The organism is Aquabacterium sp., assembly GCF_016234775.1.
Classification (GTDB): Bacteria; Pseudomonadota; Gammaproteobacteria; order Burkholderiales; family Burkholderiaceae_C; genus Aquabacterium.
Genome location: NZ_JACRAH010000001.1, coordinates 18,483 through 42,877, shown reverse-complemented (window position 1 = coordinate 42,877; position 24,395 = coordinate 18,483). Strand labels below are relative to the sequence as shown.

21 protein-coding genes are annotated in these 24,395 nt (G+C 65.2%); 15 read left to right on the top strand and 6 right to left on the bottom strand.

The genetic code is table 11. The features are described 5' to 3' along the window. Positions 1-6: 6 nt before the first annotated feature. On the top strand, positions 7-3,831 hold the full coding sequence (locus HY836_RS00200) for a 5-oxoprolinase/urea amidolyase family protein (protein WP_290672144.1): 3,825 nt from the start codon (positions 7-9) through the stop codon (positions 3,829-3,831). On the opposite strand, the gene HY836_RS00195 is transcribed toward HY836_RS00200, so the two are convergent. Continuing rightward, on the bottom strand, positions 3,765-4,877 hold the full coding sequence (locus tag HY836_RS00195) for an AraC family transcriptional regulator (RefSeq protein ID WP_290672142.1): 1,113 nt from the start codon (positions 4,875-4,877) through the stop codon (positions 3,765-3,767). The two genes, HY836_RS00200 and HY836_RS00195, sit on opposite strands and share 67 nt — an antisense overlap. An 88-nt stretch (positions 4,878-4,965) precedes the next feature. Here HY836_RS00195 and HY836_RS00190 point away from each other — a divergent pair, with 88 nt between their 5' ends. Beyond that, positions 4,966-6,063 (top strand): oxygenase MpaB family protein, encoded by a 1,098-nt coding sequence (locus tag HY836_RS00190; RefSeq protein ID WP_290672140.1) that lies wholly within the window; start codon positions 4,966-4,968, stop codon positions 6,061-6,063. Positions 6,064-6,069: 6 nt separating this feature from the next. On the opposite strand, the gene HY836_RS00185 is transcribed toward HY836_RS00190, so the two are convergent. Next, a complete protein-coding gene (locus HY836_RS00185; protein WP_290672138.1) occupies positions 6,070-7,932 on the bottom strand; it encodes an ATP-binding protein in 1,863 nt (620 codons plus the stop codon). A gap of 367 nt (positions 7,933-8,299) precedes the next feature. On the opposite strand from HY836_RS00185, the gene HY836_RS00180 reads away from it, so the two are divergent. The 9 genes from HY836_RS00180 (at position 8,300) to HY836_RS00140 (ending at position 16,981) form a co-directional block, all read left to right on the top strand. After that, complete coding sequence (locus HY836_RS00180; RefSeq protein WP_290672136.1) at positions 8,300-10,018, top strand: nitrite reductase; 1,719 nt, start codon at positions 8,300-8,302, stop codon at positions 10,016-10,018. A gap of 22 nt (positions 10,019-10,040) precedes the next feature. Then, complete coding sequence (locus HY836_RS00175) at positions 10,041-10,355, top strand: c-type cytochrome (protein ID WP_290672134.1); 315 nt, start codon at positions 10,041-10,043, stop codon at positions 10,353-10,355. 12 nt (positions 10,356-10,367) lie between these two features. Next, on the top strand, positions 10,368-10,754 hold the full coding sequence (locus HY836_RS00170) for a cytochrome c (protein WP_290672132.1): 387 nt from the start codon (positions 10,368-10,370) through the stop codon (positions 10,752-10,754). A 38-nt stretch (positions 10,755-10,792) separates the two neighbouring features. After that, a complete protein-coding gene (locus HY836_RS00165) occupies positions 10,793-11,944 on the top strand; it encodes a cytochrome D1 domain-containing protein (RefSeq protein WP_290672834.1) in 1,152 nt (383 codons plus the stop codon). A gap of 1 nt (position 11,945) precedes the next feature. Then, entirely contained in the window at positions 11,946-12,983 is a 1,038-nt protein-coding gene (locus tag HY836_RS00160; RefSeq protein WP_290672130.1) for an Lrp/AsnC family transcriptional regulator, read from the top strand. Next, positions 12,967-13,527 (top strand): Lrp/AsnC family transcriptional regulator, encoded by a 561-nt coding sequence (locus tag HY836_RS00155; protein WP_290672128.1) that lies wholly within the window; start codon positions 12,967-12,969, stop codon positions 13,525-13,527. Before HY836_RS00160 ends, HY836_RS00155 begins: the two co-directional genes overlap by 17 nt. Continuing rightward, positions 13,514-13,996, top strand: a complete 483-nt coding sequence (locus HY836_RS00150) for an Lrp/AsnC family transcriptional regulator (RefSeq protein WP_290672126.1) — start codon at positions 13,514-13,516, stop codon at positions 13,994-13,996. Before HY836_RS00155 ends, HY836_RS00150 begins: the two co-directional genes overlap by 14 nt. 20 nt (positions 13,997-14,016) lie before the next feature. Beyond that, positions 14,017-15,282: a heme d1 biosynthesis radical SAM protein NirJ gene (gene nirJ / locus HY836_RS00145; RefSeq protein ID WP_290672124.1), complete on the top strand. Its 1,266-nt coding sequence runs from the start codon at positions 14,017-14,019 to the stop codon at positions 15,280-15,282. 76 nt (positions 15,283-15,358) lie between these two features. Continuing rightward, the gene (locus tag HY836_RS00140; RefSeq protein ID WP_290672831.1) at positions 15,359-16,981 is read left to right on the top strand and encodes a nitrite reductase; all 1,623 of its coding nucleotides are present in this window, start codon (positions 15,359-15,361) and stop codon (positions 16,979-16,981) included. Positions 16,982-17,011: 30 nt separating this feature from the next. Here HY836_RS00140 and hmpA read toward each other — a convergent pair whose 3' ends face one another. Further along, entirely contained in the window at positions 17,012-18,223 is a 1,212-nt protein-coding gene (gene hmpA / locus HY836_RS00135) for an NO-inducible flavohemoprotein (RefSeq protein WP_290672122.1), read from the bottom strand. 172 nt (positions 18,224-18,395) lie between these two features. Between hmpA and HY836_RS00130 the strand changes: the two genes are divergently transcribed. Genes HY836_RS00130 through HY836_RS00115 form a run of 4 tightly spaced genes read left to right on the top strand, consistent with a single transcriptional unit; the run spans position 18,396 to position 21,796 of the window. Then, positions 18,396-20,438 (top strand): ribonucleoside triphosphate reductase, encoded by a 2,043-nt coding sequence (locus HY836_RS00130; protein WP_290672120.1) that lies wholly within the window; start codon positions 18,396-18,398, stop codon positions 20,436-20,438. Positions 20,439-20,495: 57 nt separating this feature from the next. Next, on the top strand, positions 20,496-20,675 hold the full coding sequence (nrdD, locus tag HY836_RS00125; protein WP_290672118.1) for an anaerobic ribonucleoside-triphosphate reductase: 180 nt from the start codon (positions 20,496-20,498) through the stop codon (positions 20,673-20,675). Next, a complete protein-coding gene (locus tag HY836_RS00120) occupies positions 20,669-21,361 on the top strand; it encodes an anaerobic ribonucleoside-triphosphate reductase activating protein (protein WP_290672116.1) in 693 nt (230 codons plus the stop codon). Before nrdD ends, HY836_RS00120 begins: the two co-directional genes overlap by 7 nt. 30 nt (positions 21,362-21,391) lie before the next feature. Continuing rightward, on the top strand, positions 21,392-21,796 hold the full coding sequence (locus HY836_RS00115; RefSeq protein WP_290672114.1) for a ribonucleotide reductase subunit alpha: 405 nt from the start codon (positions 21,392-21,394) through the stop codon (positions 21,794-21,796). A gap of 12 nt (positions 21,797-21,808) precedes the next feature. On the opposite strand, the gene HY836_RS00110 is transcribed toward HY836_RS00115, so the two are convergent. The 3 genes from HY836_RS00110 to HY836_RS00100 are packed head-to-tail and all read right to left on the bottom strand — an operon-like array spanning position 21,809 to position 24,388. Further along, entirely contained in the window at positions 21,809-23,047 is a 1,239-nt protein-coding gene (locus HY836_RS00110) for an NnrS family protein (protein ID WP_290672112.1), read from the bottom strand. After that, complete coding sequence (locus HY836_RS00105; protein WP_290672110.1) at positions 23,034-23,495, bottom strand: SCP2 sterol-binding domain-containing protein; 462 nt, start codon at positions 23,493-23,495, stop codon at positions 23,034-23,036. The genes HY836_RS00110 and HY836_RS00105 overlap by 14 nt, the downstream gene beginning before the upstream one ends. Then, positions 23,492-24,388, bottom strand: coding sequence for a U32 family peptidase (locus tag HY836_RS00100; protein ID WP_290672108.1), 897 nt, complete (start codon positions 24,386-24,388; stop codon positions 23,492-23,494). The genes HY836_RS00105 and HY836_RS00100 overlap by 4 nt, the downstream gene beginning before the upstream one ends. Positions 24,389-24,395: the final 7 nt, after the last annotated feature.

Here is a 24,395-nt window from a genome sequence, read left to right as displayed (position 1 = left end):
ACACGCATGACTGACACCACCTTTTCCAACCAGGGCTTTGACACCGTCCTCATCGCCAACCGCGGCGCCATCGCATGCCGCGTCATTCGCACCCTGCGCAAGATGGGCTTGCGCTCGGTCGCCGTCTACTCCGAAGCTGATGCCGACGCGCGCCATGTGGCCATGGCCGATGCCAGCGTGTGCATCGGGCCGGCCCCGGCAGCGCAAAGCTATCTGGACGTGGACCGCATCCTGGCCGCAGCCAAGGCCACCGGTGCAGGCGCCATCCACCCCGGCTATGGCTTTCTGTCAGAGAACCCGGGCTTTGCGCAGGCCTGCGAAGACGCCGGCATCGCATTCATTGGCCCGACGCCTGATCAGATGCGCGCCTTTGGCCTCAAGCACACGGCACGCGAGCTGGCTCAGCAGCATCAGGTGCCCTTGCTCCCCGGCAGCGACCTGTTGCGAGACGCGGCGGATGCCCGCCAGCAAGCCAGCCGCATTGGCTACCCGGTGATGCTCAAAAGCACGGCGGGTGGTGGTGGCATCGGCATGCGCCTGGTGCGCAATGAAGCCGAGCTGGCCGCGGCTTATGAAGCAGTGGCGCGGCTGGCCAGTGCCAACTTCAAGGATGCCGGGCTGTTCCTGGAAAAGTTCGTTGAACGCGCGCGCCACATTGAAGTGCAGTTGTTTGGCGATGGCCGCGGCCAGGTCGTGGCCCTGGGCGAGCGCGACTGCTCGGCACAACGCCGCAACCAGAAGGTGATCGAAGAAACCCCGGCGCCTGGCCTGTCAGCCGCCACGCGCGAGGCCTTGCTGGATGCGGCCGTGCGCCTGGGCCAGGCGGTGTCCTACCGCTCGGCCGGCACGGTGGAGTACGTGCTGGATGCCGACACGGGCGCCTTCTATTTCCTGGAGGTCAACACCCGCCTGCAGGTCGAGCATGGCGTGACCGAACAGGTCACCGGCATCGACCTGGTCGAGTGGATGGTGAAGCTGGCGCGCGGTGACCAGTGGGCCTTGCAAGCGCCTGAGCCCAAAGGCGCCTCCATCCAGGTGCGCCTGTACGCCGAAGACCCGGCTCGCCAATTCCAGCCCAGCGCGGGCGTGCTGACCGAAGTGCGCTTCCCTGACGATGCCCGTGTGGATGGCTGGGTGGAGCGTGGCACCGATGTGCCGGCCTTCTACGACCCCATGCTCGCCAAGCTCATCGTCACCGCCGACACGCGTGAGCAGGCCGTGCGCAAGCTGCAAGACGCGCTGGCCGCAACCCGCCTGTCGGGCATCGAAACCAACCTGCGCTACCTGCGTGCCGTGACGGCCTCGCCCGTGTTCGCGCAAGGCCAGGTGGTCACCCTCACGCTGGGTGATTTCCAGTGGCAACCCCGCGCCATCGAGGTGCTGGACGGCGGCGTGCAGACCACCGTGCAGGACTGGCCCGGCCGCATCGGCTACTGGAACGTGGGCGTGCCGCCTTGCGGCCCCATGGATGACCTGCACCTGCGCCTGGCCAACAAGCTGATCGGCAATGGGGAGGGTGCGGCTGCATTGGAATGCACGGTGGGCGGCCCTGCCCTGCGCTTTCATGCCGATATGGTGATCGCGCTGGCCGGTGCACCCATGCCCGTCACGCTCGACGGCGTGCGCCTGCCCTGTGACCACGCCTACAACCGCGCCCTGGCGGTCAAGGCGGGCAGCACGTTGAAACTGGGCACGGCCCCGCTGGCCGAAGGCGGTGCACGCACCTACCTGGCCGTGCAAGGCGGGCTGGATGTGCCGCTCTACCTGGGCAGCCGCAGCACCTTCACCTTGGGTCAGTTTGGTGGCCATGCAGGCCGTGCCTTGCGCACAGGCGACATGCTGCATGCCGACGCCACGCCCGAAGGCGCGCCCTCGTTTGCCGCGGTGTGCTCACCCACACCTCATCCGGACCATGCCCTGCCCCAGGATCTGGCCCCCACCCTGACCCGCCACTGGGACATCGGCGTGATGTACGGCCCGCACGGCGCGCCCGACTTCTTCACCCCGCCTGACATCGACATCTTCTTTTCAACCGACTACCAGGTGCACTACAACAGCAGCCGCACCGGCGTGCGCCTGATCGGTCCCAAACCACAATGGGCCCGCACCGACGGCGGCGAGGCCGGCCTGCACCCCTCGAACATCCACGACAACGCCTACGCGATCGGTGCCATCGACTTCACCGGCGACATGCCCGTGATCCTGGGGCCCGATGGCCCGAGCCTGGGCGGCTTCGTGTGCCCGGCGGTGGTCGTGGGGGCCGAGCGCTGGAAGCTGGGCCAACTCAAGGCCTGTGACACCGTGCGCTTTCACGCGCTGACGCTGGAGCAGGCTATCGCCATGCAAGCGGCGCAGGATGCGCTCATCAACGCTGTGGGCACAAGCTCGGATGAAAGACCAAGCGCAGGCCCAAGCACCAGCGCCACAACAAACGCCACAACAAGCGCCAGCACGAGTCCCAGCACGCGCAAGCCCCAGGCACTGCCGGGCTGCCCCACCTTGCCCCAAGGCGTACCCGCCAGCGAGGTGGCCACACGCCTGTCACCCATCGTTGAAGAACGCCCCGCAGACGTCCATGAGCCCGAAGCCCGCCCCGCCCGCGTCATCCGCCAGGCCGGCGACCGCTACATCCTGGTCGAATACGGCCCGCTGCACCTGGACCTCACGCTGCGTTTTCGCGTGCATGCCGTGATGACGGCCTTGCAAGCCCTGCGCGACCAAGGGCAACTCACCGGCATCGTGGACATGACGCCGGGCATCCGCTCGCTGCAGATCCACTTCGAGCCCGGCGCCCTGCCCCGCGCCCGGCTGCTGGCCGCGCTCAACGAAGCCGAGGCCAGTCTGGCCGGCACCGATGACCTGGTCGTGCCCACCCGCACCGTCTGGCTGCCCCTGTCCTGGGATGACAGCGCCACCCGGCTGGCCATCGAGAAGTACATGCAGTCGGTGCGCCCGGATGCGCCCTGGTGCCCCAGCAACATCGAGTTCATCCGCCGCATCAACGGCCTGGGCAGCATCGAAGACGTCAAGCGCATCGTCTTTGACGCCGGCTACCTCGTGATGGGCCTGGGTGATGTCTACCTGGGCGCACCCGTGGCCACCCCGCTGGACCCGCGCCACCGCCTGGTCACCACCAAGTACAACCCGGCCCGCACCTGGACGCCCGAGAACGCCGTGGGTATTGGCGGTGCCTACATGTGCGTCTATGGCATGGAGGGCCCAGGCGGCTACCAGTTCGTGGGCCGCACCGTGCAGATGTGGAACCGCTGGCGTGACGCCGGCTGCGGTGCCATGGACTTCGAGCAGGGCAAGCCCTGGTTGCTGCGCTTCTTCGATCAGATCCGCTTCTACCCCGTCAGCGAAGCCGAGCTGGCCCAGATGCGGCGGGACTTCCCCGCAGGCCGGCTCAAGCTCAAGATCGAAGAAGGCCAGTTCAGCCTCAAGCAGTACCAGGGCTTCCTGGCGCAACAGGCTGACAGCATCGCCGCCTTCAAGCAGACACAGCAGGCCGCCTTTGACGCCGAGCGTGAACGCTGGAAGGCCTCAGGCCAGGATGGCAGCCTCAGCGAGCCCGATCACGCACCGGCCGCGGATGCCGATGCCGTGCCCGAAGGCGCCCATGCCGTGGGCAGCCCGGTGCCGGGCAGCGTGTGGAAGGTGCTGGTCACCGAGGGCGAGCAGGTCAGCGAAGGCCAGACCCTGGCGGTTGTGGAATCCATGAAGATGGAGTTCCCGGTGCTCGCTCCTTCCAGCGGCAAGGTGATTCAAGTGCGTTGCCGCGAAGGCGGGGCCGTGTCTGCCGGGCAGCACGTGATGGTGCTGGCGGCCTGATCCGGGCGCCACTTGCCTGGGCTGACACCAAACCAGCGCACGCAAGCGCGGCTGAAGGCGCTTTGCTCCGAATAGCCCAGCCGCTGGCTGACCTCGGCCAAGGGCATGCTGGCCGTGAGGTACTGGCGCGCCAGGCGCTGGCGCACGGCATCCACCTCGTTGACCAGGGTGGTGCCGGCCTCTGCGGCCTGCGCACGCAACTGGCGTGGCGCCAGGGACATCGCCTGCGCCACCTGATCGAGCGAAGGCGTGCCATCGGCCAGGCAGGCTTCAATGGCCTGCACCAGCCGCACCATGAACTGCTCGCCTTTGGCATAGCGGTCCACACGGCGCTGCAACTCTTCGCGCATCAGGTGGCTGACATGGGGGTTGGACGCGGCCAGCGGCCTGCTCAACAGCGCCGCGTGAACATGCACCGCATGGCGCTGCCGCTCGAAGAACACGGGGCAATGAAAGAAGGCCTCGTACACCGCCACCGGCGCGCGGGCCTGGTGTGCGAACTCGATGCACACCGGGTGCGACACATTGCCGGTGATCCAGCGGCCAAACTCCACCCAACCGGCAAAGGCCGTTTCGACCTGCAAAGGCAAGCTCGCCCAGGCGCCCGAAACCTGCAGTTCAACCACCGATTCAGCCCCCTCCTGCTTGAGCCCGCATTGCGCAAAGCCCAGCCGGTAGGGCTCGAATTGGCACAAGAGCGCGATCGCGTCGCCCAAGGTGCCACTGCTCATGCTGGCATAAGCCAATACATCCAGCGCCACGGGCGTCACGGCCGCACCCAGCCTCAAGCCAAGCGGCAGCCCAGGGCCCTGCCCTGACGGCGCCTGCGCGGCCATATCCGCCAGGCGCGCTGCATCGGCCTGCGCGGCCTTGCTCAGTATCTGGTCGACCACATCCAGCGACACGCGGCAGGATGGGTTGGCCAGCGCGGCCTGGTCCACACCCAGCGCGGGCAGCTCGGCAGACACATCCACCCCCAAGCCAGCCAGCGCGTCAAGCAGGTAACGCAGATAAAAGCCTGCAGCAGTCAGCACGGTGATACCCATCTCCCCACATTGCTTTGCGATGTCAAAACGCCTTGTCAGCCCGGTCAAGACAAGCCCGCAGGCCGCTCGCTAAGCTCAGCCCATCGCAATGAACAACAAAGGTGACATCGTGCCGCTTCCCACACCCGAGGCATACCAGCAGTTATCCCAACGTGGCGACACGCTGGCCGACGCCGTGATCAACGCCTTGATGACAGGTGGGCGCCGCGATGGCGACCTGCTCAGCCAAGTGAACCGTCTGGCGGAGCAGGAAGGCGGCATCTACCGGCAGTTCATGGACAGCGTCAACCACGTGCCGTCCTGGGCCGATGTGGACGCCATGCAGGCAGGCCAGGAACTGTTCCTGCGCTGCGCGCCCCTGTCCATCGCGTCCTTCGTGCTGGGCAGCCTGCTGGTCACCTACACACCACCAGGCTCGGCCAAGGTGTTGCTGCACACCGGCCGGCTGCGCCAGGACGTGGTCCGTCGCCTGTTTGAAACCTCGACCATGGTCCATGCGGTGATGCAACCTGGCGGCCTGAAGGTGGGCGCGCCAGGGCACCAGGCCATCATCCGTGTCCGCCTGCTGCACGCCATGGTGCGCCACCATGTGCTGGCCCGCGCGCAGTGGCCCAGCGCCGAGCTCGGCAGCCCCATCAACCAGCTGCAACTGGGCCTGACCGCCCTGGGCTTCAGCAGCCTGCTGGTCAACAGCATGCGCAGCCTGGGCGTGGTCATCAGCGAGGAAGAGGCACGCGGCTACCAGTTGCTCTGGCGCTGGGGCAACCACCTGCAAGGCGTGGACCCGAGCCTGCTGCCCGACAGCCTGGAAGCGGAAGGCCAGTTGTACACCCGCTTCCAGCGAGACCTGATCAAACCTGACGACAACAGCCGCACCCTGGTCGCAGCCGTGCACCAGGGCCTGGCCTGGCAATCGCCCTTCTTCCTGCCTCAAGGCGCGCTGGAGGCGGTATCACGTCGCCTGTTAGGCCGCACCTTGGCCGACCAGTTGCACATTCCTCATCACCCCGTGTGGTCCCTGGTGCTGAGTGTGGTCACGGGCCTGCACCGCGCCACCGCCGTGCGCTACCGCATACCGGGTTGGCGCGCCATGGAGGTCCGCGCGGGCAGCCGCTACTTCAGCTACCTGGTGGCCAAGGGGCTGAAGGGCAAGCCGGCAGACTACGCCTTGAAGACCTCGCACTGAAGGCCATCAAGCACAAACAGCCGTCACAGGGCGCCGCAAGTGCCTGGCCAGGATACGGGCCAGGTCTTCCGGCCGGAAGGGCTTGCTCAGGTGGTCATTCATGCCCACTGGCTTGCAACGCTCTGCGAAGGCCTCAGGGCCATTGGCCGTCAAGGCGACGATGCGCAGGCCTGATTGGCCCTTCTGGCGTTCACGCTCCCGGATGCGGCGTGTGGTTTCGATGCCGTCCATCACGGGCATCTCGCAGTCCATCAGCACCAAATCCGGCTGCTGTTGCTCCAGCCAGTCCAGCGCCTGATGCCCGGTGTCCACCACCGTCACCTGCACGCCCAGACGGAGCAACTCCGCTTCGGCCACCAAGGCATTGACGGGGTTGTCTTCCACCAGCAGCACATGGGGTGTGGTCGAGCCGCTTTGCCATGGGTGCCCATCTGCAGGCTGCTCAGGCGGCAACGCGATCGCTTGTGCATCGCCCACGCCGACAGGCGCCGCCTGCCCGGCCAGGCCCGGCAAAGGCAAGTCAAAGGTGAAGACCGAACCACGGCCCGGCTCGCTGCGGCAAGTCAGGTCGCCACCCATGGCCACGCACAAGTCTTTGGAGATGGTCAGGCCCAGGCCGGTGCCACCAAAGCGGCGCTTGTAGGTGCCCTCGGCCTGATGGAAGGCATCGAACACACGGGACAGCTCCTGCGCCGCAATGCCGATGCCGGTGTCCGCCACCTCGAACACCATGCGGTGCGTGCGCACATCCCGCCACACGTGCAGGCGCACCTCACCTTGCTGCGTGAACTTGATGGCATTGCCCAGCAGGTTGTGCAGGATCTGGCGCACCCGGGTAGGGTCCCCATTCACGCACTCACCTTCGGCGATGTCCAGTTGCACATTCAGGCTCAAGCCTTTTTCTTCGCAACTCACCCGAGAGGTCTCGGCAAGTTCCGACAACAAGGCATGCAGGTCGAACGCTTGCGCATGGATGGGCAGGCCGCCAGCCTCGATCTTGGAAAAATCCAGGACATCGTTGATGACGTTGAGCAGGTGCTCGCCCGAGCCCTCCAGCAGGTTCAGGCGCTTGATGGCCAGTGGCTCGCTGGCATCGCGCCGCATCTGGCGCAACAGCCCGATGATGCCGTGCAAGGGTGTGCGCATTTCGTGGCTCATGGTGGCCACAAAGCGGCTCTTGGTTTCAGACAGGAGCTTGGCCTGTTGCAGCGCCTGAGTTTTGGCCTGGCTGACCTGCTCGCTTTCGAATCGCAGGCGCAACATCTCGACGATGCGGCGATTGGAGCGACGCGCCTCCACCATGAGCAGCAGGGCCAGCCCCATCACGCAGCCAAAGCAGAACGTACCCAGGTCATCACCGCGGCCAAGCGAATACAGGGCATTGGGCACCAGCACCGTCAGCACGAAAAGCACCGCAGCGGGCAAGTTGACCTGCAGCATCATCGCGCCGATGCTCGCCACACCAATCAGCATGCCGATCGAGATCACCGCCACTTCGAGGCTGGACAGCGGCGTGAAATACCAGCCCAGCGCACTCCATACCAGGCCATCGAGCATGGCCATGAACGCAAAAAGGAGCATGCCTGATTTGCCAGGCTTGATCACACCCTGCAGCCACAGCGTGGAGTGAACCAGGCGCACCACGCTGACCACGCACCGCAGGGTCAGCCAAAACAACAGGGCATCCACCGGAACCCGCTGGCGCAAGACGGCATACACCGCCACGGCCGCGATGATCGTGCCGACGCTGGCGACCGGCAACAACTCATGCGAAGCCCGCTCCTGCGCGAGCAGGATCTCCGCCTCAATGTCCGGGGTGGAGACGCGGCTGCGTGTGTCCAACGTGGCAGAGGACGACAGAAATAGCATGGCGGACCAGATCCGCTCGGGAACTCGCATCCGCAAATTGTGACCTTGGGAGACAAAGCGCGTCAGCCTACCTTCATGGCATTTGCACGCTCGTGCGTGACATTCGTCACCAACTCGCTTTCGCCAGCCTGCTCTTGCGCCAACGCAAGCCACCCAGAGTCAACCGTCGCCCCTTTGCGTCAACGCGTGGAGGGCCCTGAATTTCTTGAACTGCTTCAAGGACAGCCCTGTTTTCCGGATCGAACATGCCCTTGCTCTTTCTGAGGGTATGTCGCCACCCCGAGCACGTGCCGCCCCACTGGCACCCCCAACGGCACAGCACCGGGCCAGGTTGTCCGCCGGCCCCATCGATACTGGAGAAACCAAGATGAACACTCCGCGCATGGCCAGACTGGCTGCCGCCCTGACGGTGGCACTGGCATTCGGGGCCCAGGCTGTAGATGTCAAAAACCCCTCGCAGCCTGAAATCAACTACCAGGCAGGTACATCGCCGCTCGCCAACGAGCCCATGTACCAGAGCGCCAACCCTAAAGCCCCGCCCATGACACAGGCGGAGTTCGACAAGGCCCGCAAGATCTATTTCGAACGCTGTGCAGGTTGCCACGGCGTGCTGCGCAAGGGCGCCACCGGCAAGCCGCTGACACCGGACATCACCCTCACCAAGGGCACTGACTACCTCAAGGTCTTCATTGCCTACGGCTCGCCGGCCGGCATGCCCAACTGGATGACCTCGGGCGAAATGAGCGAAGCCGATGTGGACCTGATGGCCCGCTACATCCAGCAAGACCCTCCGACACCGCCCGAGTTCGGCATGGAGCAGATGAAGGCGACCTGGAAGGTCATTGTCCCGCCTGAAAAGCGCCCCACCAAGAAACTGAACAAGTACAACATTGCCAACATCTTCTCGACCACGCTGCGCGACAGCGGCGAAGTGGCCCTGATCGATGGTGACACCAAGCAGATCATCAACATCGTCAAGACCGGCTATGCGGTGCACATCTCGCGCCTGTCAGCCTCGGGGCGCTACCTGTTCGTGATCGGCCGTGACGCCAAGATCAACATGATCGATCTGTGGATGGAAAAGCCCGACAACGTGGCCGAAATCCGCGTGGGCCTGGAGGCCCGCTCGGTCGACACCTCCAAGTACAAGGGCTATGAAGACAAGCTGGCGATCGCCGGCAGCTACTGGCCGCCGCAGTACACCATCATGAAGGGCGACACACTGGAGCCGCTCAAGATCGTGGCCACCCGCGGCATGACCGTGGACACGCAGGAGTACCACCCCGAGCCCCGCGTGGCCTCGATCGTGGCATCGCACTTCAAGCCTGAGTTCGTGGTCAACGTGAAGGAAACCGGCAAGACCTTGCTGGTGGACTACTCCGACATCAACGCGCTGAAGACCACCGAAATCGGCACCGCCCGATTCCTGCACGACGGCGGCCTCGATTCGTCCAAGCGCTACTTCATGGTGGCGGCCAACCAGAGCAACAAAATTGCTGCGGTGGACCTCAAGGAAGGCAAGCTGGCTGCGTTGATCGACGTGGGCAAGATCCCTCATCCTGGTCGTGGCGCCAACTTCATCCACTCGAAGTTTGGCCCCGTGTGGTCTACCGGCCACCTGGGTGACGACACCATCTCGCTGATCGGCACCGATCCGGTTCACCACAAGGCTCAGGCCTTCAAGGTGGTCGAGACCATCAAGAGCCAGGGCGGCGGTTCGCTCTTCATCAAGAGCCACCCGAAGTCCACGCACTTGTATGTGGACAACCCGCTGAACCCCGATCCAGCCATCTCGCGCAGCGTGGCCGTGTACAACATCAAGAACCTGGCCAAGGGCTTCACGGTCCTGCCGATCGCTGAATGGACAGGCATCAAGGACGGCGGCGCCATGCGCGTGGTTCAGCCTGAGTACAACAAGGCTGGCGATGAAGTGTGGTTTTCCGTGTGGTCGGCCAAGGACAAGCAGTCCGCCATCGTCGTGGTGGACGACAAGACCCTCAAGCTCAAGGCCGTCATCAAGGACCCGCGTCTGATCACCCCGACCGGTCACTTCAACGTGTTCAACACCCAGAACGACGTCTATTGATCACCTCAGAAAGAAGCACATCATGATCAAACCCATTCTGATTCTGAGCGCCCTGGCTCTGGCCGCTGGCAGCAGCATGGCCGCACCCGACGAAGCCATGACCAAGGCGGGCTGCATGGCCTGCCACGGCAAGGACAAGAAAATCGTTGGCCCATCGTTCAAAGAAATCGCTGCCAAGTACAAAGGCGACAAGGAAGCGTCCACCAAGCTGATCGAAAAGGTACGCAAGGGTGGCTCTGGCGTGTGGGGCCCCATCCCCATGCCGCCTAACGCGCCTGAGAAGATCAACGACGCCGACCTCAAGGGCGCCGTGGATCAGATCCTGAAAACGCAGTAAGCGGCAACCATCATGCGGCCCGCCAGCCATGCCTCATTCAGACCAGGATGGGCGGCCGCATGTCGACAAGCCACCGTGGGGGCGCTGTGCCTGCTGGCTGGTGGCGCGTGGTCTCAAGCGACTGACCGCGACCCACCGCCAGCAAGGCAACAGGCCCTCATCCACATCGTCAGGCAAGACTGCGGCTCTTGCCATGGCATGCGCCTCAAAGGCGGCCTTGGTCCTGCACTGACACCCGAGGCCCTGGCCGAGCGCCCCGTACCTGCGCTGGTCGCGACGATCCTGCAAGGCCGCACTGGCACCCCGATGCCCGGCTGGCAGGGCATGCTCAATGAACAAGACGCCCGCTGGATTGCCCTGCAACTCCTGCGCGGCTTTCCTGAGGTGAAACAGCCTTGACCAACGCCCTGCGCCTGCCCCTGAGCCTGCTCTTCACCTTGAGCCTGTCACTCATCCTGGCGGCTTGTGCCAGCACGCCAGCCCCCATCGGAACGGGTGATCTGGGCGTCGTGATCGAGCGGGCCAATGGCACTGTGGCTGTGGTCAATACCAGCACGCAAACCGTGTTGGGTGACATCCCGGGCCTGGGTGATCTGTCCCACGCCTCGGTCGTGTTCTCGCGCGATGGCGCCCATGCCTATGTGTTCGGCCGCGATGGCGCGCTCACCAAGCTCAACATCCTCACCCGTCAGATCGAAGCCCGCACCCAGCAAGCCGGCAACAGCATCGGCGGGGCGATTTCGCAAGACGGCCGCCTGGTAGCCGCACAGAACTACGAGCCCGGTGGCGTCAAGGTGTTTGATGCCCAGACCCTGGCCCTGGTGGCCGACATTCCCGCCGAATATGACGCCGGCAAGCTGTCCCGCGTGGTGGGCCTGGCCGATCTGCCCGGCCACCGCTTCATCTTCTCGCTGTTCGATGCCGATCAGATCTGGATCGCCGACCTCAGCACGCCTCAAAAACCGGCCGTGCAGAAGTTCAAGCAAGTCGGTCACCAGCCTTACGATGCGCTGGTGACACCGAATGGGCGCTACTACATCGCCGGCCTGTTTGGCGAAGATGGGCTCGCCCTCATCGACCTGTGGGCACCCCAGCCCCAGGCACGCCGCATCCTGCAAGGTTATGGCCGTGGCCAGCAGCCCTTGCCTGTCTACAAGATGCCCCACCTGCGGGGCTGGGCTGTGGCCGGGCGGCAAGTCTGGTTGCCCGCCATCGGTCGCCACGAGGTCTTGATCGTGGACACCGATACCTGGCAGGAAGTGGGCCGTATCCCCGTGGCGGGCCAGCCCGTGTTCGTGATGGCCCGCCCCGATGGCCGCCAGATCTGGGTCAACTTTGCCGTGCCCGACTACCACCGCGTCCAGGTCATCGACACGCAATCGCGCCAGATCGTGCAGACCCTGGAGCCTGGCAAGGCCGTGCTGCACATGGAGTTCACGCCACGCGGCGAGGCCGTGTGGATCTCCTCGCGCGACGCCAACCTGGTGTCCGTCATCGACACACAGACCTTGCAGACACTCAGCACGCTGAGCCTGCCTTCACCCAGCGGCATCTTCTTCACCAGCCGCGCAGCACGCATGGGGTTTTGACATGAACCTGTCCGACCGTCCCGCTCTGGATCAGTTGCTGCTCAACGACTGGCAGCGCGACTTCCCCCTGTCCGAGACCCCGTTTGCCGGCGTGGCCCTGCGCTGCGGCAGCGACGAAACCACAGTCCTGGCCACCTACCGCCGCCTGCTCAAGGAAGGCAGCGTCAGCCGCATTGGCGGCATCTGGGGCGCCGGTGTCGGTGGCGCGGCCATGTTGTGCGCCCTCTCGGTGCCCGAGGCCCAGCTCGCCCGTGTGGCCGAGCGGGTCAACGCCATTGAGGGCGTCAACCACAACTACGAGCGCGAGCACGACTACAACCTGTGGTTCGTCATCACCGGCCGCGACCGCGACACCGTGCACGCCCAGGTCAACCACCTGGAAGACACCACCGGGCTCAAGGCACTGCGCCTGCCCATGGTGCGGCCCTACCGCATCGACCTGGGCTTCGACCTGCGCCAGACTCGGCAGTCACCCCACCCTGGCGAAGCCCATCCTGCACAGCGCCAGCGCGGCACCCCCGTGGCCGTGGCGGACGAGCGCCTGGCTGCGCTGGTGGAAGAAGGCCTGCCCATCATGTCGCGGCCCTACGATGCCTGGGCCGAGGCCCTGGGCTGTTCCACCGAACGCATCCGCCAGACCCTGACCCGCTGGCTGGCGCAAGGCACGCTGCGCCGCTTTGGCGTGGTCGTGCGCCACCACGATCTGGGCATCAGCGCCAATGCCATGACCGTGCTGGACGTACCCAACGAGCTGGTCGATGCCGCAGGTGCCCGGCTGGCCGCGCAACCCGGCGTCACCCTGTGCTACCGGCGCGAACGCCACCGCGACTGGTCCTACAACCTCTACTTCATGGTGCACGGGCAAGATCGCGCCGCCGTGAACGACCTCATCGCACACGCGATCAGCCAGGCAGGGTTGGGCGAGTACCCATGCAAGACCTTGTTCAGCGGCACCCGTTTCAAACAGACCGGTGGCCGCTACTTCCGAGCCCTTGCCAACACGGCACCCAGCGAGGCCGCCCATGAACAAGCCGCTTGACCCATCCCGACTCGACGGCCTGCCCAGCGCATGGCTGGACCATGTCGATGCCCAGTTGATCGACCGGCTGCATGGCGGCCTGCCTCTGACCGAGCGCCCGTATGCCGACGTTGGCACCGACCTGGGCTTGACGGAGGACGAAGTGCTGCATCGCCTGCAGCGCCTGCTCGACACCGGCTTGCTCACCCGCTTTGGGCCGCTGTTCCAGATCGAGCGCGCGGGTGGCCAGTTCCTGCTGGCCGCCATGGCCGTGCCCGAAGCCGACTTCGACCGCGTAGCCGAGCAGGTCAACGCCCTGCCCGCCGTGGCCCACAACTACCGGCGCACGCACCAGCTCAATATGTGGTTCGTGATCGCCGGCGAAACACCCGATCAGGTCAGGCAGACCTGCCAACAAATCGAAGCCCAAACCGGCCTGCGTGTGTTCGCCTTCCCCAAAGAGCGCGAGTTCTTCGTGGAACTGCGCCTGAGCGCCCAGGCCGCCTTGGCCAAGCGCGAACGCGCGGGCCAGACCAGCCAAGGGGTGCCCCATGTCACTCACTGATTTTGACCGCCGCCTCATCACGGCCACGCAAGGTGGCCTGCCGCTCGTGCCCCGCCCCTATGCCCAGGTCGCGGCGCAATTGGGCGTACCCGAGGCCATCGTGCGCGAGCGCCTGGCCGGCATGCTCGATGAAGGCCTGATTCGCCGCATCGGGGCCGTGCCCAACCACTACAAGCTGGGTTACACCGCCAACGGCATGACCGTGTGGGATGTGGACGACGCTCTGGTGGACGAGCTCGGTGCCAAGATCGGCGCCCTGCCCACCGTGTCGCACTGCTACCGCCGCCCCCGCGCCCTGCCCGAGTGGCCCTACAACCTGTTTGCCATGGTGCATGGCCACAGCCGCGCGGAAGTCGAGCGCGAAGCCGGTCGCATCCATTGCCTGCTGGCCGATGCCTGCAAGGGTTTCGACATTCTCTACAGCACGGCCATCCTGAAAAAGACCGGCCTGCGTCTGCAAGCCGCCTGAGCCCCTACCAGGAGCCCCTCATGTTTCGCATCTCCCAATACCTGCGTGAAGTGGTTCAGGCTGAACAACAAGGCAGCTACCCGTTGGCGCGCCACGGCCACACGCCCCCCGGGCCCGTCGTCATCTGGAACCTGACCCGCCGCTGCAACCTCACCTGCAAGCACTGCTATGCCCTGTCTGCCGACCACGACTACCCCGGTGAGTTGAGCACCGACGAGGTTTTCTCGGTCATGGACGACCTGCGCGGCTACCGCGTGCCCGTGCTGATCCTGTCCGGTGGGGAGCCCTTGCTCAGGCCCGACCTGTTCGAGATCGCCGCGCGCGCACGTGAGAAGGGCTTTTATGTCGCCCTGTCCACCAACGGCACGCTGATCGACGAGCCCATGGCCCAGCGCATTGCCCAGGCCGGCTTCGAGTACGTGGGCATCAGCCTGGACGGCCTGCGCGAGACGCACGACAAATTCCGCCGGCTGGAGGGCGCCTTTGACGCCTCGCTGAACGCCTTGCGCCTGCTCAAGGCCCGCGACGTCAAGCTCGGCCTGCGCTTCACGATGACGGCCATGAACGCCCATGACCTGCCCGCGCTGCTGCAACTCATGCGCGACGAAGGCATTGCCAAGTTCTACTTCTCGCACCTGAACTACGCCGGGCGCGGCAACATCCACCGCGCCAAGGACGCCCACTTCAGCGCCACCCGCGACGCGCTGGACCTGCTGTTCGCCACCGCCTGGAAGGCCGCCCTGGAGGGCCGCGACGAGGAATACGTGACCGGCAACAACGATGCCGATGCGCCCTATATGCTGGCCTGGCTGCGCCAGCACATGCCCCAGTGGGCACCGGCCCTGCGCGAGCGCCTGCGCGCCTGGGGTGGCAATGCCTCGGGCCTGCACATTGCCAACATCGACAACCTGGGCGACGTGCACCCAGACACCATGTGGTGGCACCACAGCCTGGGCAATGTGCGCCAGCGCCCCTTCTCCGAAATCTGGTCCGATGCCAGCGAGCCCTTGATGGCCGGCCTGAAAACCCAGCCTCGCCCGGTTCAAGGCCGCTGTGCCAGCTGCGTCCACCTGGACCTGTGCGGTGGCAACACCCGTGTGCGCGCCGAGCAGGTCACCGGCAACCCCTGGGCTGAAGACCCGGGCTGCTACCTTGATGACCAGGAGATCGGCCTGCAAGCCAACGCGACGGTCACCCGCGTGGCCGTGACGCCGTTCAGCAGCCCTAAAGGCGCAAGAGATCCCAAAGGCCGCCGCGTGCCCATCCCCATCACGTCCGAAACCTGAAAGCCGCTCGCGCATGAACACCGACGTCATCTGGCGCGTGCTGCTGGCCGCCGCCATGCTCCTGATGGGCTGGGACATGAGCCGGGCCGCCGAGCCCACACCAGCCCCCGCTCCTGCACCCGCTCCCCACCTGTTCAAGCAGCATTGCGCTAGCTGCCATGGCGAGCAACGCACCGGCGGCATGGGCCCCGCCCTCCTGCCAGAAAGCCTGGCGCGCCTGCGCAAGGCCGAGACCATCAAGGTCATCGGCCAGGGCCGCCCTGCCACCCAGATGCCGGCTTTTGGCAGCACCTTGAGCGAAGAGCAGATCGCCCAGCTGGCCGGCTGGATCTACACCCCGGTTCAGCCTGCGCCCACCTGGCGCGACGAAGACATCCGCGCCTCGCGCACCGAGACCACACCCGCACTGAAAGCCCAGGCCAAGCCCCAAGCCAAACCAATCTGGCAGGCCGACCCGCTCAACCTCTTCGTGGTGGTAGAAGGTGGCGACCACCACGTCTCCATCGTGGATGGCGACAAGCTCGAAGTCATCCACCGCTTTGCCAGCCGCTATGCCTTGCACGGCGGCCCCAAGTTCTCACCCGACGGCCGCTTCGTGTACTTTGGCTCGCGTGATGGCTGGATCACCAAGTACGACCTCTACACCCTGCAGGTGGTGGCCGAGGTGCGTGCCGGCCTGAACATGCGCAATGTGGCCGTCTCTGGCGACGGCCGCTGGGTGCTGGCCGGCAACTACCTGCCCGGCAACGTCGTGCTGTTAGATGCCGAACTCCAGCTCGTGCGCATCTACCCCGCCACCAGCCTGGACGGCAAGCAGACCTCGCGCGTGTCCGCCGTGTACGACGCCGCACCCCGCCAGAGCTTCATCGTCGCGCTCAAGGACCTGCCCGAGTTGTGGGAGATCTCGTACAACCCCAAGGCCGAGCCCATCCACGATGGCTATGTGCACGACTTCCGCATGGGCGAGGCCATCGCCAAGAATGGCCACCTGGGCGTGCGCCGCACACCCTTGAGCCAGCCGCTGGACGACTTCTTCTTTGATCCGCCTTACAAGCACGTGATCGGCGCGGGCCGCCCGGCTGCGATCAAGCCCACTGCGGCGGCCAGCAGCGCTTCGGGCCCTGCCTCAGGCGCGTCAGCCGCCTCCAGCCCCGCAGACGAGCCACCCAGTGCCCAGGTCATCAACCTGGATGCCCGCCAGCGCGTGGCCACCTTGCCCCTGCCCGGCATGCCTCACCTGGGCTCGGGCATCAGCTTCCAGTACAAGGGCCAAACCATGCTGGCCACACCCAATCTGCAACAAGGCCTGATCAGCGTCATCGACATGAAGACCTGGCAGGTCATCAAGCAGATCCCCACACCGGGCCCGGGCTTCTTTATGCGCAGCCACGAGCAATCTCGCTACCTGTGGACGGACTCGATGATGTCACCATCGGCCAAACACATCCTCACCGTGATCGACAAGACCACGCTGGAGCCCGTGGCCCAGGTCAAGGCCCCCGAAGGCCAGACCCTGGCGCACATCGAGTTCACACGCGATGGCCGCTATGCCCTGGCCAGCCTGTGGGAAATGAACGGCGCGCTGATCGTGTACGACGCCGCAACCTTGAAAGAGGTCAAGCGCCTGCCCATGAGCAAGCCCGTGGGCAAGTACAACGTGTTCAACAAGATCACCCGCTCGGAAGGCACCTCGCACTGAGGTGCCCTTCTCCATCACATCCCGCCCCCGTCAAACGCCGCCTGTGCCAAACACCTCGGCGTGGATGCGCTCAGCGGGCACCTTCAAAGCCTTCAGGGCGGCCATCTGCGCCTGCATGAAGGGCTTGGGGCCACACACATAAAAGTCCGCCTCGCCGCTGGGCAACACGTCCTGCAGGCGTGACAGCTCGATGCGGCCCACCTCGTGTGGATGGGCCTGGTCCTCTTCACGCGGGAACTCGTAATGCACCCTGGTCTTGACCCGCGGGTTGGACGCCGCCACCTTGGCCACATGCTCGCGGAAGGCGTGCACACCACCATGTCGGCAAGCGTGGATGAAGCGCACTTCGCGCTTGGGTGCGCTTTTGACCAGTTCCTCCAGCATCGACACCATGGGCGTGAGGCCCACGCCGGCACTGATCAGCACGACCGAGCTCTCGCGGTCCTGGTGCAGCACGAAGTCACCCATTGGCGGCGCCACCTCGATCACGTCGCCCTCCTTCACGCTCGCATGCAGCAGGTTGGACACCATGCCTTGTGGGCGCGCAGCGGCCTCGTCCCCGCTTTCGCGTTTGACCGAGATACGCAAGGCCTGCCCGCCCGGCGCCGCAGACAAGCTGTACTGGCGTGGCTGGCTGTAGCCCAGCGCCGGCACGAACAACTTCACCGACACATACTGCCCAGGCCGATAGCCCGGCACCTCGCCGCCATCGGCAGGCACCAGGTAGAAGGATGTGATCTCCTCGCTCTCGACCTGTTTGCGCTCGACACGGAAATTGCGCCAGCCGCTCCAGCCGCCCTGCACCTGCGCGGCCTGCGCATACAGCTTGGCTTCGATGCCGATCAGCACATCGGCCAACTGGCCATAAGCCGCGCCCCAGGCTTCGATCAAATCGTCCGTCGCCAGCGCACCCAGCACCTCGCGGATGGATGCCAGCAAGTGGCGCCCCACGATGGCGTAGTGCTCCGCACGGATGCCCAGGCTCACATGCTTGTTGGCGATCAACTCCAGCACGGGCATCAGCACGCCGGGGTTGTCAATGTGCTGTGCGTAGGCGGCCACGGCCATGGCCAGGGCCTGCTGCTGGCTGCCCTCATGCTGGTGGCCTTGGTTGAAGATGGCCTTGAGCTCGGGGTTGTGCTCGAACATGCGGGCATAGAAATGACGCGTCAATGCCACGCCTTGCTCTTTGAGCAGGGCCGCCGTGCCTTTGACAAGTTCGCGATGGGTCTGGGTCAACATGCAAATCCTTGAGGTGGTTCAATTTCAATAACATTCATTCTAAATGAATGTTTAAGGCGCGCGAAATCCTGCGGGCGGATTGACCAGGGTCAACCGTCAGGCCATTCAAGATCGGAACACTACCCGTAGCGTTTTGAAGACAAATCAAACACTACATCTAGTAGGAGCCCGCATGTCAGACACCCCCATCTCTTCGACGGAGACCTGCGCGGTCGCCGTGATCAAACGCAATGGCGCCACGGCCAGCTTCCACCTCGACAAGATCGCCCGCGCCATTGAAAGCGCCGGCCAGGCCACCGGCGAATTCGACGCCACGCGCGCGGTCGAGCTGGCCCGCATGGTCCGCCAGGCCCTGCAACGCCGCGTGCCCACCGTCGAGCAGATCCAGGACCAGGTCGAACGCACCCTGATCGAGGCGGGCCACTTCCACACCGCCCGCGCCTACATCGTCTACCGCGAACAACGCAGCACCCTGCGCCGCGACAAGGCCTGCGCTGTGGACGTCGAGCGCTCGGTCAACGAGTACCTCTCGCAGCAAGACTGGCGCGTCAACGCCAATGCCAACCAGGGCTATTCGCTGGGCGGCCTCATCCTCAATGTCTCGGGCAAGGTGATCGCCAACTACTGGCTGGCCCACGTCTACCCCGCCGAGATCGGCCATGCCCACCGCGAGGCCGACATCCACATCCACGATCTGGACATGCTCTCGGGCTACTGCGCCGGCTGGTCGTTGCGCACCCTGCTGCACGAGGGCCTCAACGGGGTGCCCGGCAAGGTCGAAGCCGGCCCGCCCAAGCACCTGTCCAGCGCGGTTGGCCAGATCGTCAACTTCCTGGGCACCTTGCAGAACGAATGGGCCGGCGCCCAGGCCTTCAGCTCGTTCGACACCTACCTGGCGCCCTACGTGCGCAAGGACAGCCTCAGCTACGAGCAGGTGCGCCAGTGCATCCAGGAGCTGGTCTACAACCTCAACGTGCCCTCGCGCTGGGGCACGCAAACGCCCTTCACCAACCTGACCTTCGACTGGACCTGCCCTGAGGACCTCAAAGAACAGGTGCCCGTCGTCGCCGGCCAGGAAATGCCCTTCGCCTACGGTGACCTGCAAGTGGAGATGGACCTGATCAACCAAGCCTACATCGACGTGATGATGCGCGGCGACGCCAAAGGCCGCGCCTTCACCTTCCCCATCCCCACCTACAACATCACCAAGGACTTCGACTGGGATCACCCCAATACCGAGCGCCTGTTCGAGATGACGGCCAAGTACGGCTTGCCCTACTTCCAGAACTTCCTGAACTCGGACCTGCAGCCCAACATGATCCGATCCATGTGCTGCCGCCTGCAGCTGGACCTGCGTGAGCTGCTCAAACGCGGCAACGGCCTGTTCGGCTCGGCCGAGCAAACCGGCTCGCTGGGCGTGGTGACCATCAACTGCGCGCGCCTGGGCTACCTGTACAGGGACGACGAAGCCGCCTTGCTGGCCCGCACCGACGAGCTCATCGAGCTGGGCAAGAACAGCCTGGAGATCAAGCGCAAGGTCATCCAGCAGCACATGGACAACGGTCTGTTCCCCTACACCAAGCGCTACCTGGGCACCCTGCGCAACCACTTCTCCACGCTGGGTGTGAACGGCATCAACGAGATGATCCGCAACTTCACGGGTGACCTGGAAGACATCACCACACCCTGGGGTGAGGCCTTTGCCCTGCGCTTTCTGGACCACATCCGCGCCCGCATCACGGACATCCAGGAAGAGACCGGCCACCTCTATAACCTGGAGGCCACCCCGGCGGAAGGCACCACCTACCGCTTCGCCAAGGAAGACCTCAAGCGCTTTGGCGACATCCTGCAGGCCGGCCCCAAGGACATGCCTTATTACACCAACTCGTCCCAGTTGCCCGTGGGCTTCTGCGACGACCCATTTGAAGCACTGGAGCGCCAGGAGCCCTTGCAGGCCAAGTACACGGGTGGTACTGTTTTGCATCTGTACCTGGGTGAGCGCGTGTCATCGGCTCACGCCTGCAAGGAACTGGTCAAACGTGCCCTGACGCGCTTCAGGCTGCCCTACATCACGATCACCCCGACGTTCTCGATCTGCCCTGTACACGGCTACCTGTCGGGCGAACATGAGTTCTGCCCCAAGTGCGACGAGGAAGCCCTCGCCCGCAAGCGCACCGAGCCGCAGCCAGCAGATGCCTGTTGCCCGCATCACTGAACACGTCACTGAGCACTTTACTGACCACTTTCCCCACTCGACCAGGAGCAAACCGCCATGATGACCATTCGCCAACCCCAAAGCGGCCACCCCGTTCTCGCTGACAGCGAACGCCAACGCTGCGAGATCTGGACCCGTGTGATGGGCTACCACCGCCCGGTATCGTCCTTCAACACCGGCAAGAAGGGCGAGTTCGCCGAACGGATCTACTTCAAGGAGACTTGCAAGCCATGCTGAAGGTTGGTGGCTTCACCCCCCTGAGCACCTCGGACTGGCCAGGCAACCTGGCCGCCGTGGTGTTTGTGCAGGGCTGCCCCTGGCGCTGCCACTATTGCCACAACGTCGATCTGCAAGGCCGCGAAGGCGGCATGCCTGCGGGCTGGCAGCACGTGGTGGGCACACTGGCTCGCCGCAAAGGCCTGCTCGACGGGGTGGTGTTCAGCGGTGGCGAGCCCACCCTGGACCCCGAACTGGTGGACGCCATCGAGACCGTGCGCAGCATGGGCTTCAAAGCCGGGCTGCACACGGCCGGCATCTACCCGGACAAGCTGGAAAAAGTCCTGCCCCTGCTGGACTGGGTCGGCTTTGACATCAAGGCCAACTTCGCCGACTACGAGGCCGTCACCGACATGCCGCGCAGCGGCCTGCCCGCGTGGCGCAGCCTGCAATCGGCGCTGCAGGCCGTCAAGCGCCAGAACCTGGGCCTGGAGATCCGCACCACCTACCACCCCGATCTGCACAGTGACGACCAGCTCGTGGCACTGGCAGACTCGCTCGCGCACCTGGGCATCCAGCATTGGGTGATCCAGCAATTCCGCCCCGCCCACACCCAGCACGCCGATCTGACCGCCACATGGGCACCACCCAGCGCGCAGCTGATGCAACGCCTGCGCGACGCCGGATTGGCGCTCGAACTTCGATAGACTGGCCGCCTCTTACCTGGCTTTCAAACCATGCAGATCTCCACCTTTGACGACTTGCTCCAGGCCGCCCGCCAGCAACCCGACGCCCAGCGCTTGCTGCTGGTGTTTGCCGAGGCCACCCTGCCGGACAACGCCTCGCCCGAGCAACGCGCGGCCTTTGCGGCTGGCCACGGCGGCGAGCTGGCCCCCACCACCTGTGTCGACAAGACGCCTGAAGAGATCGGCAGCTTTGCCGCGCTGGTTCAGGAAGCGGCCCAGTTCAGCCCGCAATGGGTGATCGTGTTTGTGGCTGGCGCGGCGGGCATCGGCCCCAAGGCCCCCAGCAGCAAGGACGTCGAGCCCCATCTGCAAGGCATGGTCGAAGCCATCAAGGCTGGCCAGCTGGGCAGCTTCATTCCCTTCAACCGCGATGGCGATGCGGTCAACCTGAACTGATTCCCACCTGGATCAGCCTGGCCTGCCATCCACCCTGGGCAGGCCATACCAACGCCCATAGCGCAAAGCCCAGCCGCCCATCACGGCCAGCCAGGCCGTGGCGCCCCCCAGCAGCAACCAGCCGGATTGCGCGGGCCACACGATGGCCGACAGGCGCAAGACCACGGCCACCTGCAAGCCCCAGAACAGGCCCCAGGCCAGATTGTCTGCCGTGAGCGTGCGGCCGCTGTGGCCACAACTGACCCGCGTGGCCATGGCCAGCAAGATGCTGCCCAGAAAACCCATGGTCAAGGCGTGCAGGGGCAAGAGGTTCCACAGCCCGTCACCCATGAGCTGCGCGACCGCGTCCAGGCACAGGGTCAGGCCCAGCCAGACGAAGCCGATGTGCAACATGGCCAGCAAGCGGATGCGCAGGCTTTGCACCAGGCCCCAGCGCACCGCCAGGCCCAACACCAGCAGCCCACCAGCCACGGAGCTGAAGGCCCGCAAGCTCGACAGGATCACGCCCTGCCAACCCAAGGCATCGGTCACCACCCACAGCCCTTGCAGCCCCACGAAGCTCAACAAGGTCCACAACAGCCAGTTGGGACGCCAGGCATCCAGGATGGGCAAGGCCGAGGCCGTGAAAAACGGGATCATGCGGTGGGCCACGCTCACGTACACCGGCACGATGAACAGCCACAGGCCCAACTGCGCGGCCAGGTGGATGAGCCCGTAGTTGCGCAAGGCAAGCCCAGCGGTGGCGAACAACATGGCCAGCACGCCCAAGGCATTGGCCACGGCAATCAGGCTGGCATGCAGCTTGTCACGTGCCCGGCTGCGCCGCAGCAGCCCGATGAAGCGCCCGGCCAGCATGGCCCAGCCACAAGTGGCCAGCAAGGCGCCCAAGGCCGACAGAAGATGGTGCAAATGCGACCCACACAGCACCAGCACCCAGCCCGCACCTGTGGTCGCCACCGCAGGCAAGATGGCCCGGGCCGGCACATCGGGCATCTGCAGCCACTTCGGGCCAGCCGTGAACAAAAAGCCCGAGAAAAACAAGGGCAGGAAGCCCAGGCTCATCACCACGGCATGCACGAAGGTGGGGGGCAACGCCGTGGCCGGGGATGGCCATGCACCCGCGCGGGCCATGATCTCTGCCCACCACCACAAGGCCGCAGCCGCCATCACGCAGGCCGCCGTGAAAAAGCTCAGGCGATGCGGTGCCGCCAGCAAGGTCGAGAAGTGCCAGGCCGGCTTAGCGTCGGGCATGGGCTGCCCCGGCTGGAGCCGTCGTGGTACGCCCGAACGGCCAGCGGGGTGGCCCCACGGCATCCAGCGTGTTCTTCAGCAGCAAGCCGAACTCGGTGTCCCCTTCCATGACCATGAGCCGGTCGAAGAACAAGGTGTCAGGGTCGTCCTGCCCTTGAAGCAAACGCCAGTAGACCGGCGCACTCGCCCGCAACGTCAAGGTCGCAGGTTGGCCACCCGGCGCGGGCGCCAGCCCCTGCGGCTGCGCAATCAGGCGAAAGCTCAAGCCCAGGTCATCCACTTGCAGAACCACCACACGGCCAGACAAGGCCTGGCGTGTTTCGCCATCGACCATGGGCCACCACAAGCGGTTGAGGGCCTGCGCCGCCACCATGGACGGGGGCCACACGGGCAACTGGCTCACCATGCTGCGCAGCCAGGCGGGAACGGGCAAAGGGGTGTGCTTCATGAGGTGACCCAATCCATGCCCGCGCGCCGAGGCTGGGCAAAACCATTCGACAAAGGCCCAGGCAGGCGCAAGGCTTGCAGGCTGGCAATGGCCTCGTCGGCCGATGCATCGTGGTTCATCACGGCATCGAACTGCCGCAAGACCTCGCCAAAATCCTGCGATGTGGGCGACAGGCGCAAACGCCCGACACCCGCGGCCAGCAAGGCCTGCTTGTGCCCCAAGAGGCAATGCACCGAGCCCGATTGCGTCTGGATGCCATTGAGCGCCAGGAAGGACTGCCCCTCGCGGGTGCGCAGCGTCAGGCCATCCGGGTCCTCCAGGCAACGGAAGGCGCAGGCGTCCTTTTGCAGGTGGTGGTGCCGCGCCGTGAAGCAACGCGCCGACAAGGCCAGCGGCATGCGCCCGAATGCAAACACCTCCGTCTGCACCGAGGCCCCACCCGCGTTGACCTGGCCCACGGCGGGCAGCGACAGCTCCACCGGGGGCACCCAGCGCGTTGCGCCCAGGGACAGGTACTCGGCCAGGGCGGGCGCGCTGTAGATGTTCACATGCAGCCCGATGACCCAGGGCGTGTGCCCGGCCAGCATGCGCACGGCGGCAGCATCGTTGGCCTCCAGCATGAAGTCGCCTTGCTCCACCCAGCGGCGCAGGCTGCGCAACTCGGCCTCGGTTTCCAGCAAGGCTTGTGTGCCGATGACGACCTCCTTGCCGGCCTGCTTGAGATCCCGCGCCAGGTCCAGCCAGTCTTCGGGCTTGAGTTCATGTCGGCGTGAGCACACGACCTCACCCAGGCACACCGTGCGGGCGGGTGAGTCCGCCACATCTGCATAGAAATCGGTCAGGGTCTGCCTGGGCCAGTAGTACTGCACCGGCCCCACGCTCAAATCGAACATCGCTGTC

Excerpts from the sequence above, each read along its gene's own strand:
- HY836_RS00200 (WP_290672144.1), top strand. The coding sequence starts at position 7 with ATGACTGACACCACCTTTTCCAACCAGGGCTTTGACACCGTCCTCATC.
- HY836_RS00195 (WP_290672142.1), bottom strand. The coding sequence starts at position 4,877 with ATGGGTATCACCGTGCTGACTGCTGCAGGCTTTTATCTGCGTTACCTG.
- HY836_RS00190 (WP_290672140.1), top strand. The coding sequence starts at position 4,966 with ATGAACAACAAAGGTGACATCGTGCCGCTTCCCACACCCGAGGCATAC.
- HY836_RS00185 (WP_290672138.1), bottom strand. The coding sequence starts at position 7,932 with ATGCTATTTCTGTCGTCCTCTGCCACGTTGGACACACGCAGCCGCGTC.
- HY836_RS00180 (WP_290672136.1), top strand. The coding sequence starts at position 8,300 with ATGAACACTCCGCGCATGGCCAGACTGGCTGCCGCCCTGACGGTGGCA.
- HY836_RS00175 (WP_290672134.1), top strand. The coding sequence starts at position 10,041 with ATGATCAAACCCATTCTGATTCTGAGCGCCCTGGCTCTGGCCGCTGGC.
- HY836_RS00170 (WP_290672132.1), top strand. The coding sequence starts at position 10,368 with ATGCGGCCCGCCAGCCATGCCTCATTCAGACCAGGATGGGCGGCCGCA.
- HY836_RS00160 (WP_290672130.1), top strand. The coding sequence starts at position 11,946 with ATGAACCTGTCCGACCGTCCCGCTCTGGATCAGTTGCTGCTCAACGAC.
- HY836_RS00155 (WP_290672128.1), top strand. The coding sequence starts at position 12,967 with ATGAACAAGCCGCTTGACCCATCCCGACTCGACGGCCTGCCCAGCGCA.
- HY836_RS00150 (WP_290672126.1), top strand. The coding sequence starts at position 13,514 with ATGTCACTCACTGATTTTGACCGCCGCCTCATCACGGCCACGCAAGGT.
- nirJ (WP_290672124.1), top strand. The coding sequence starts at position 14,017 with ATGTTTCGCATCTCCCAATACCTGCGTGAAGTGGTTCAGGCTGAACAA.
- HY836_RS00140 (WP_290672831.1), top strand. The coding sequence starts at position 15,359 with ATGAGCCGGGCCGCCGAGCCCACACCAGCCCCCGCTCCTGCACCCGCT.
- hmpA (WP_290672122.1), bottom strand. The coding sequence starts at position 18,223 with ATGTTGACCCAGACCCATCGCGAACTTGTCAAAGGCACGGCGGCCCTG.
- HY836_RS00130 (WP_290672120.1), top strand. The coding sequence starts at position 18,396 with ATGTCAGACACCCCCATCTCTTCGACGGAGACCTGCGCGGTCGCCGTG.
- nrdD (WP_290672118.1), top strand. The coding sequence starts at position 20,496 with ATGATGACCATTCGCCAACCCCAAAGCGGCCACCCCGTTCTCGCTGAC.
- HY836_RS00120 (WP_290672116.1), top strand. The coding sequence starts at position 20,669 with ATGCTGAAGGTTGGTGGCTTCACCCCCCTGAGCACCTCGGACTGGCCA.
- HY836_RS00115 (WP_290672114.1), top strand. The coding sequence starts at position 21,392 with ATGCAGATCTCCACCTTTGACGACTTGCTCCAGGCCGCCCGCCAGCAA.
- HY836_RS00110 (WP_290672112.1), bottom strand. The coding sequence starts at position 23,047 with ATGCCCGACGCTAAGCCGGCCTGGCACTTCTCGACCTTGCTGGCGGCA.
- HY836_RS00105 (WP_290672110.1), bottom strand. The coding sequence starts at position 23,495 with ATGAAGCACACCCCTTTGCCCGTTCCCGCCTGGCTGCGCAGCATGGTG.
- HY836_RS00100 (WP_290672108.1), bottom strand. The coding sequence starts at position 24,388 with ATGTTCGATTTGAGCGTGGGGCCGGTGCAGTACTACTGGCCCAGGCAG.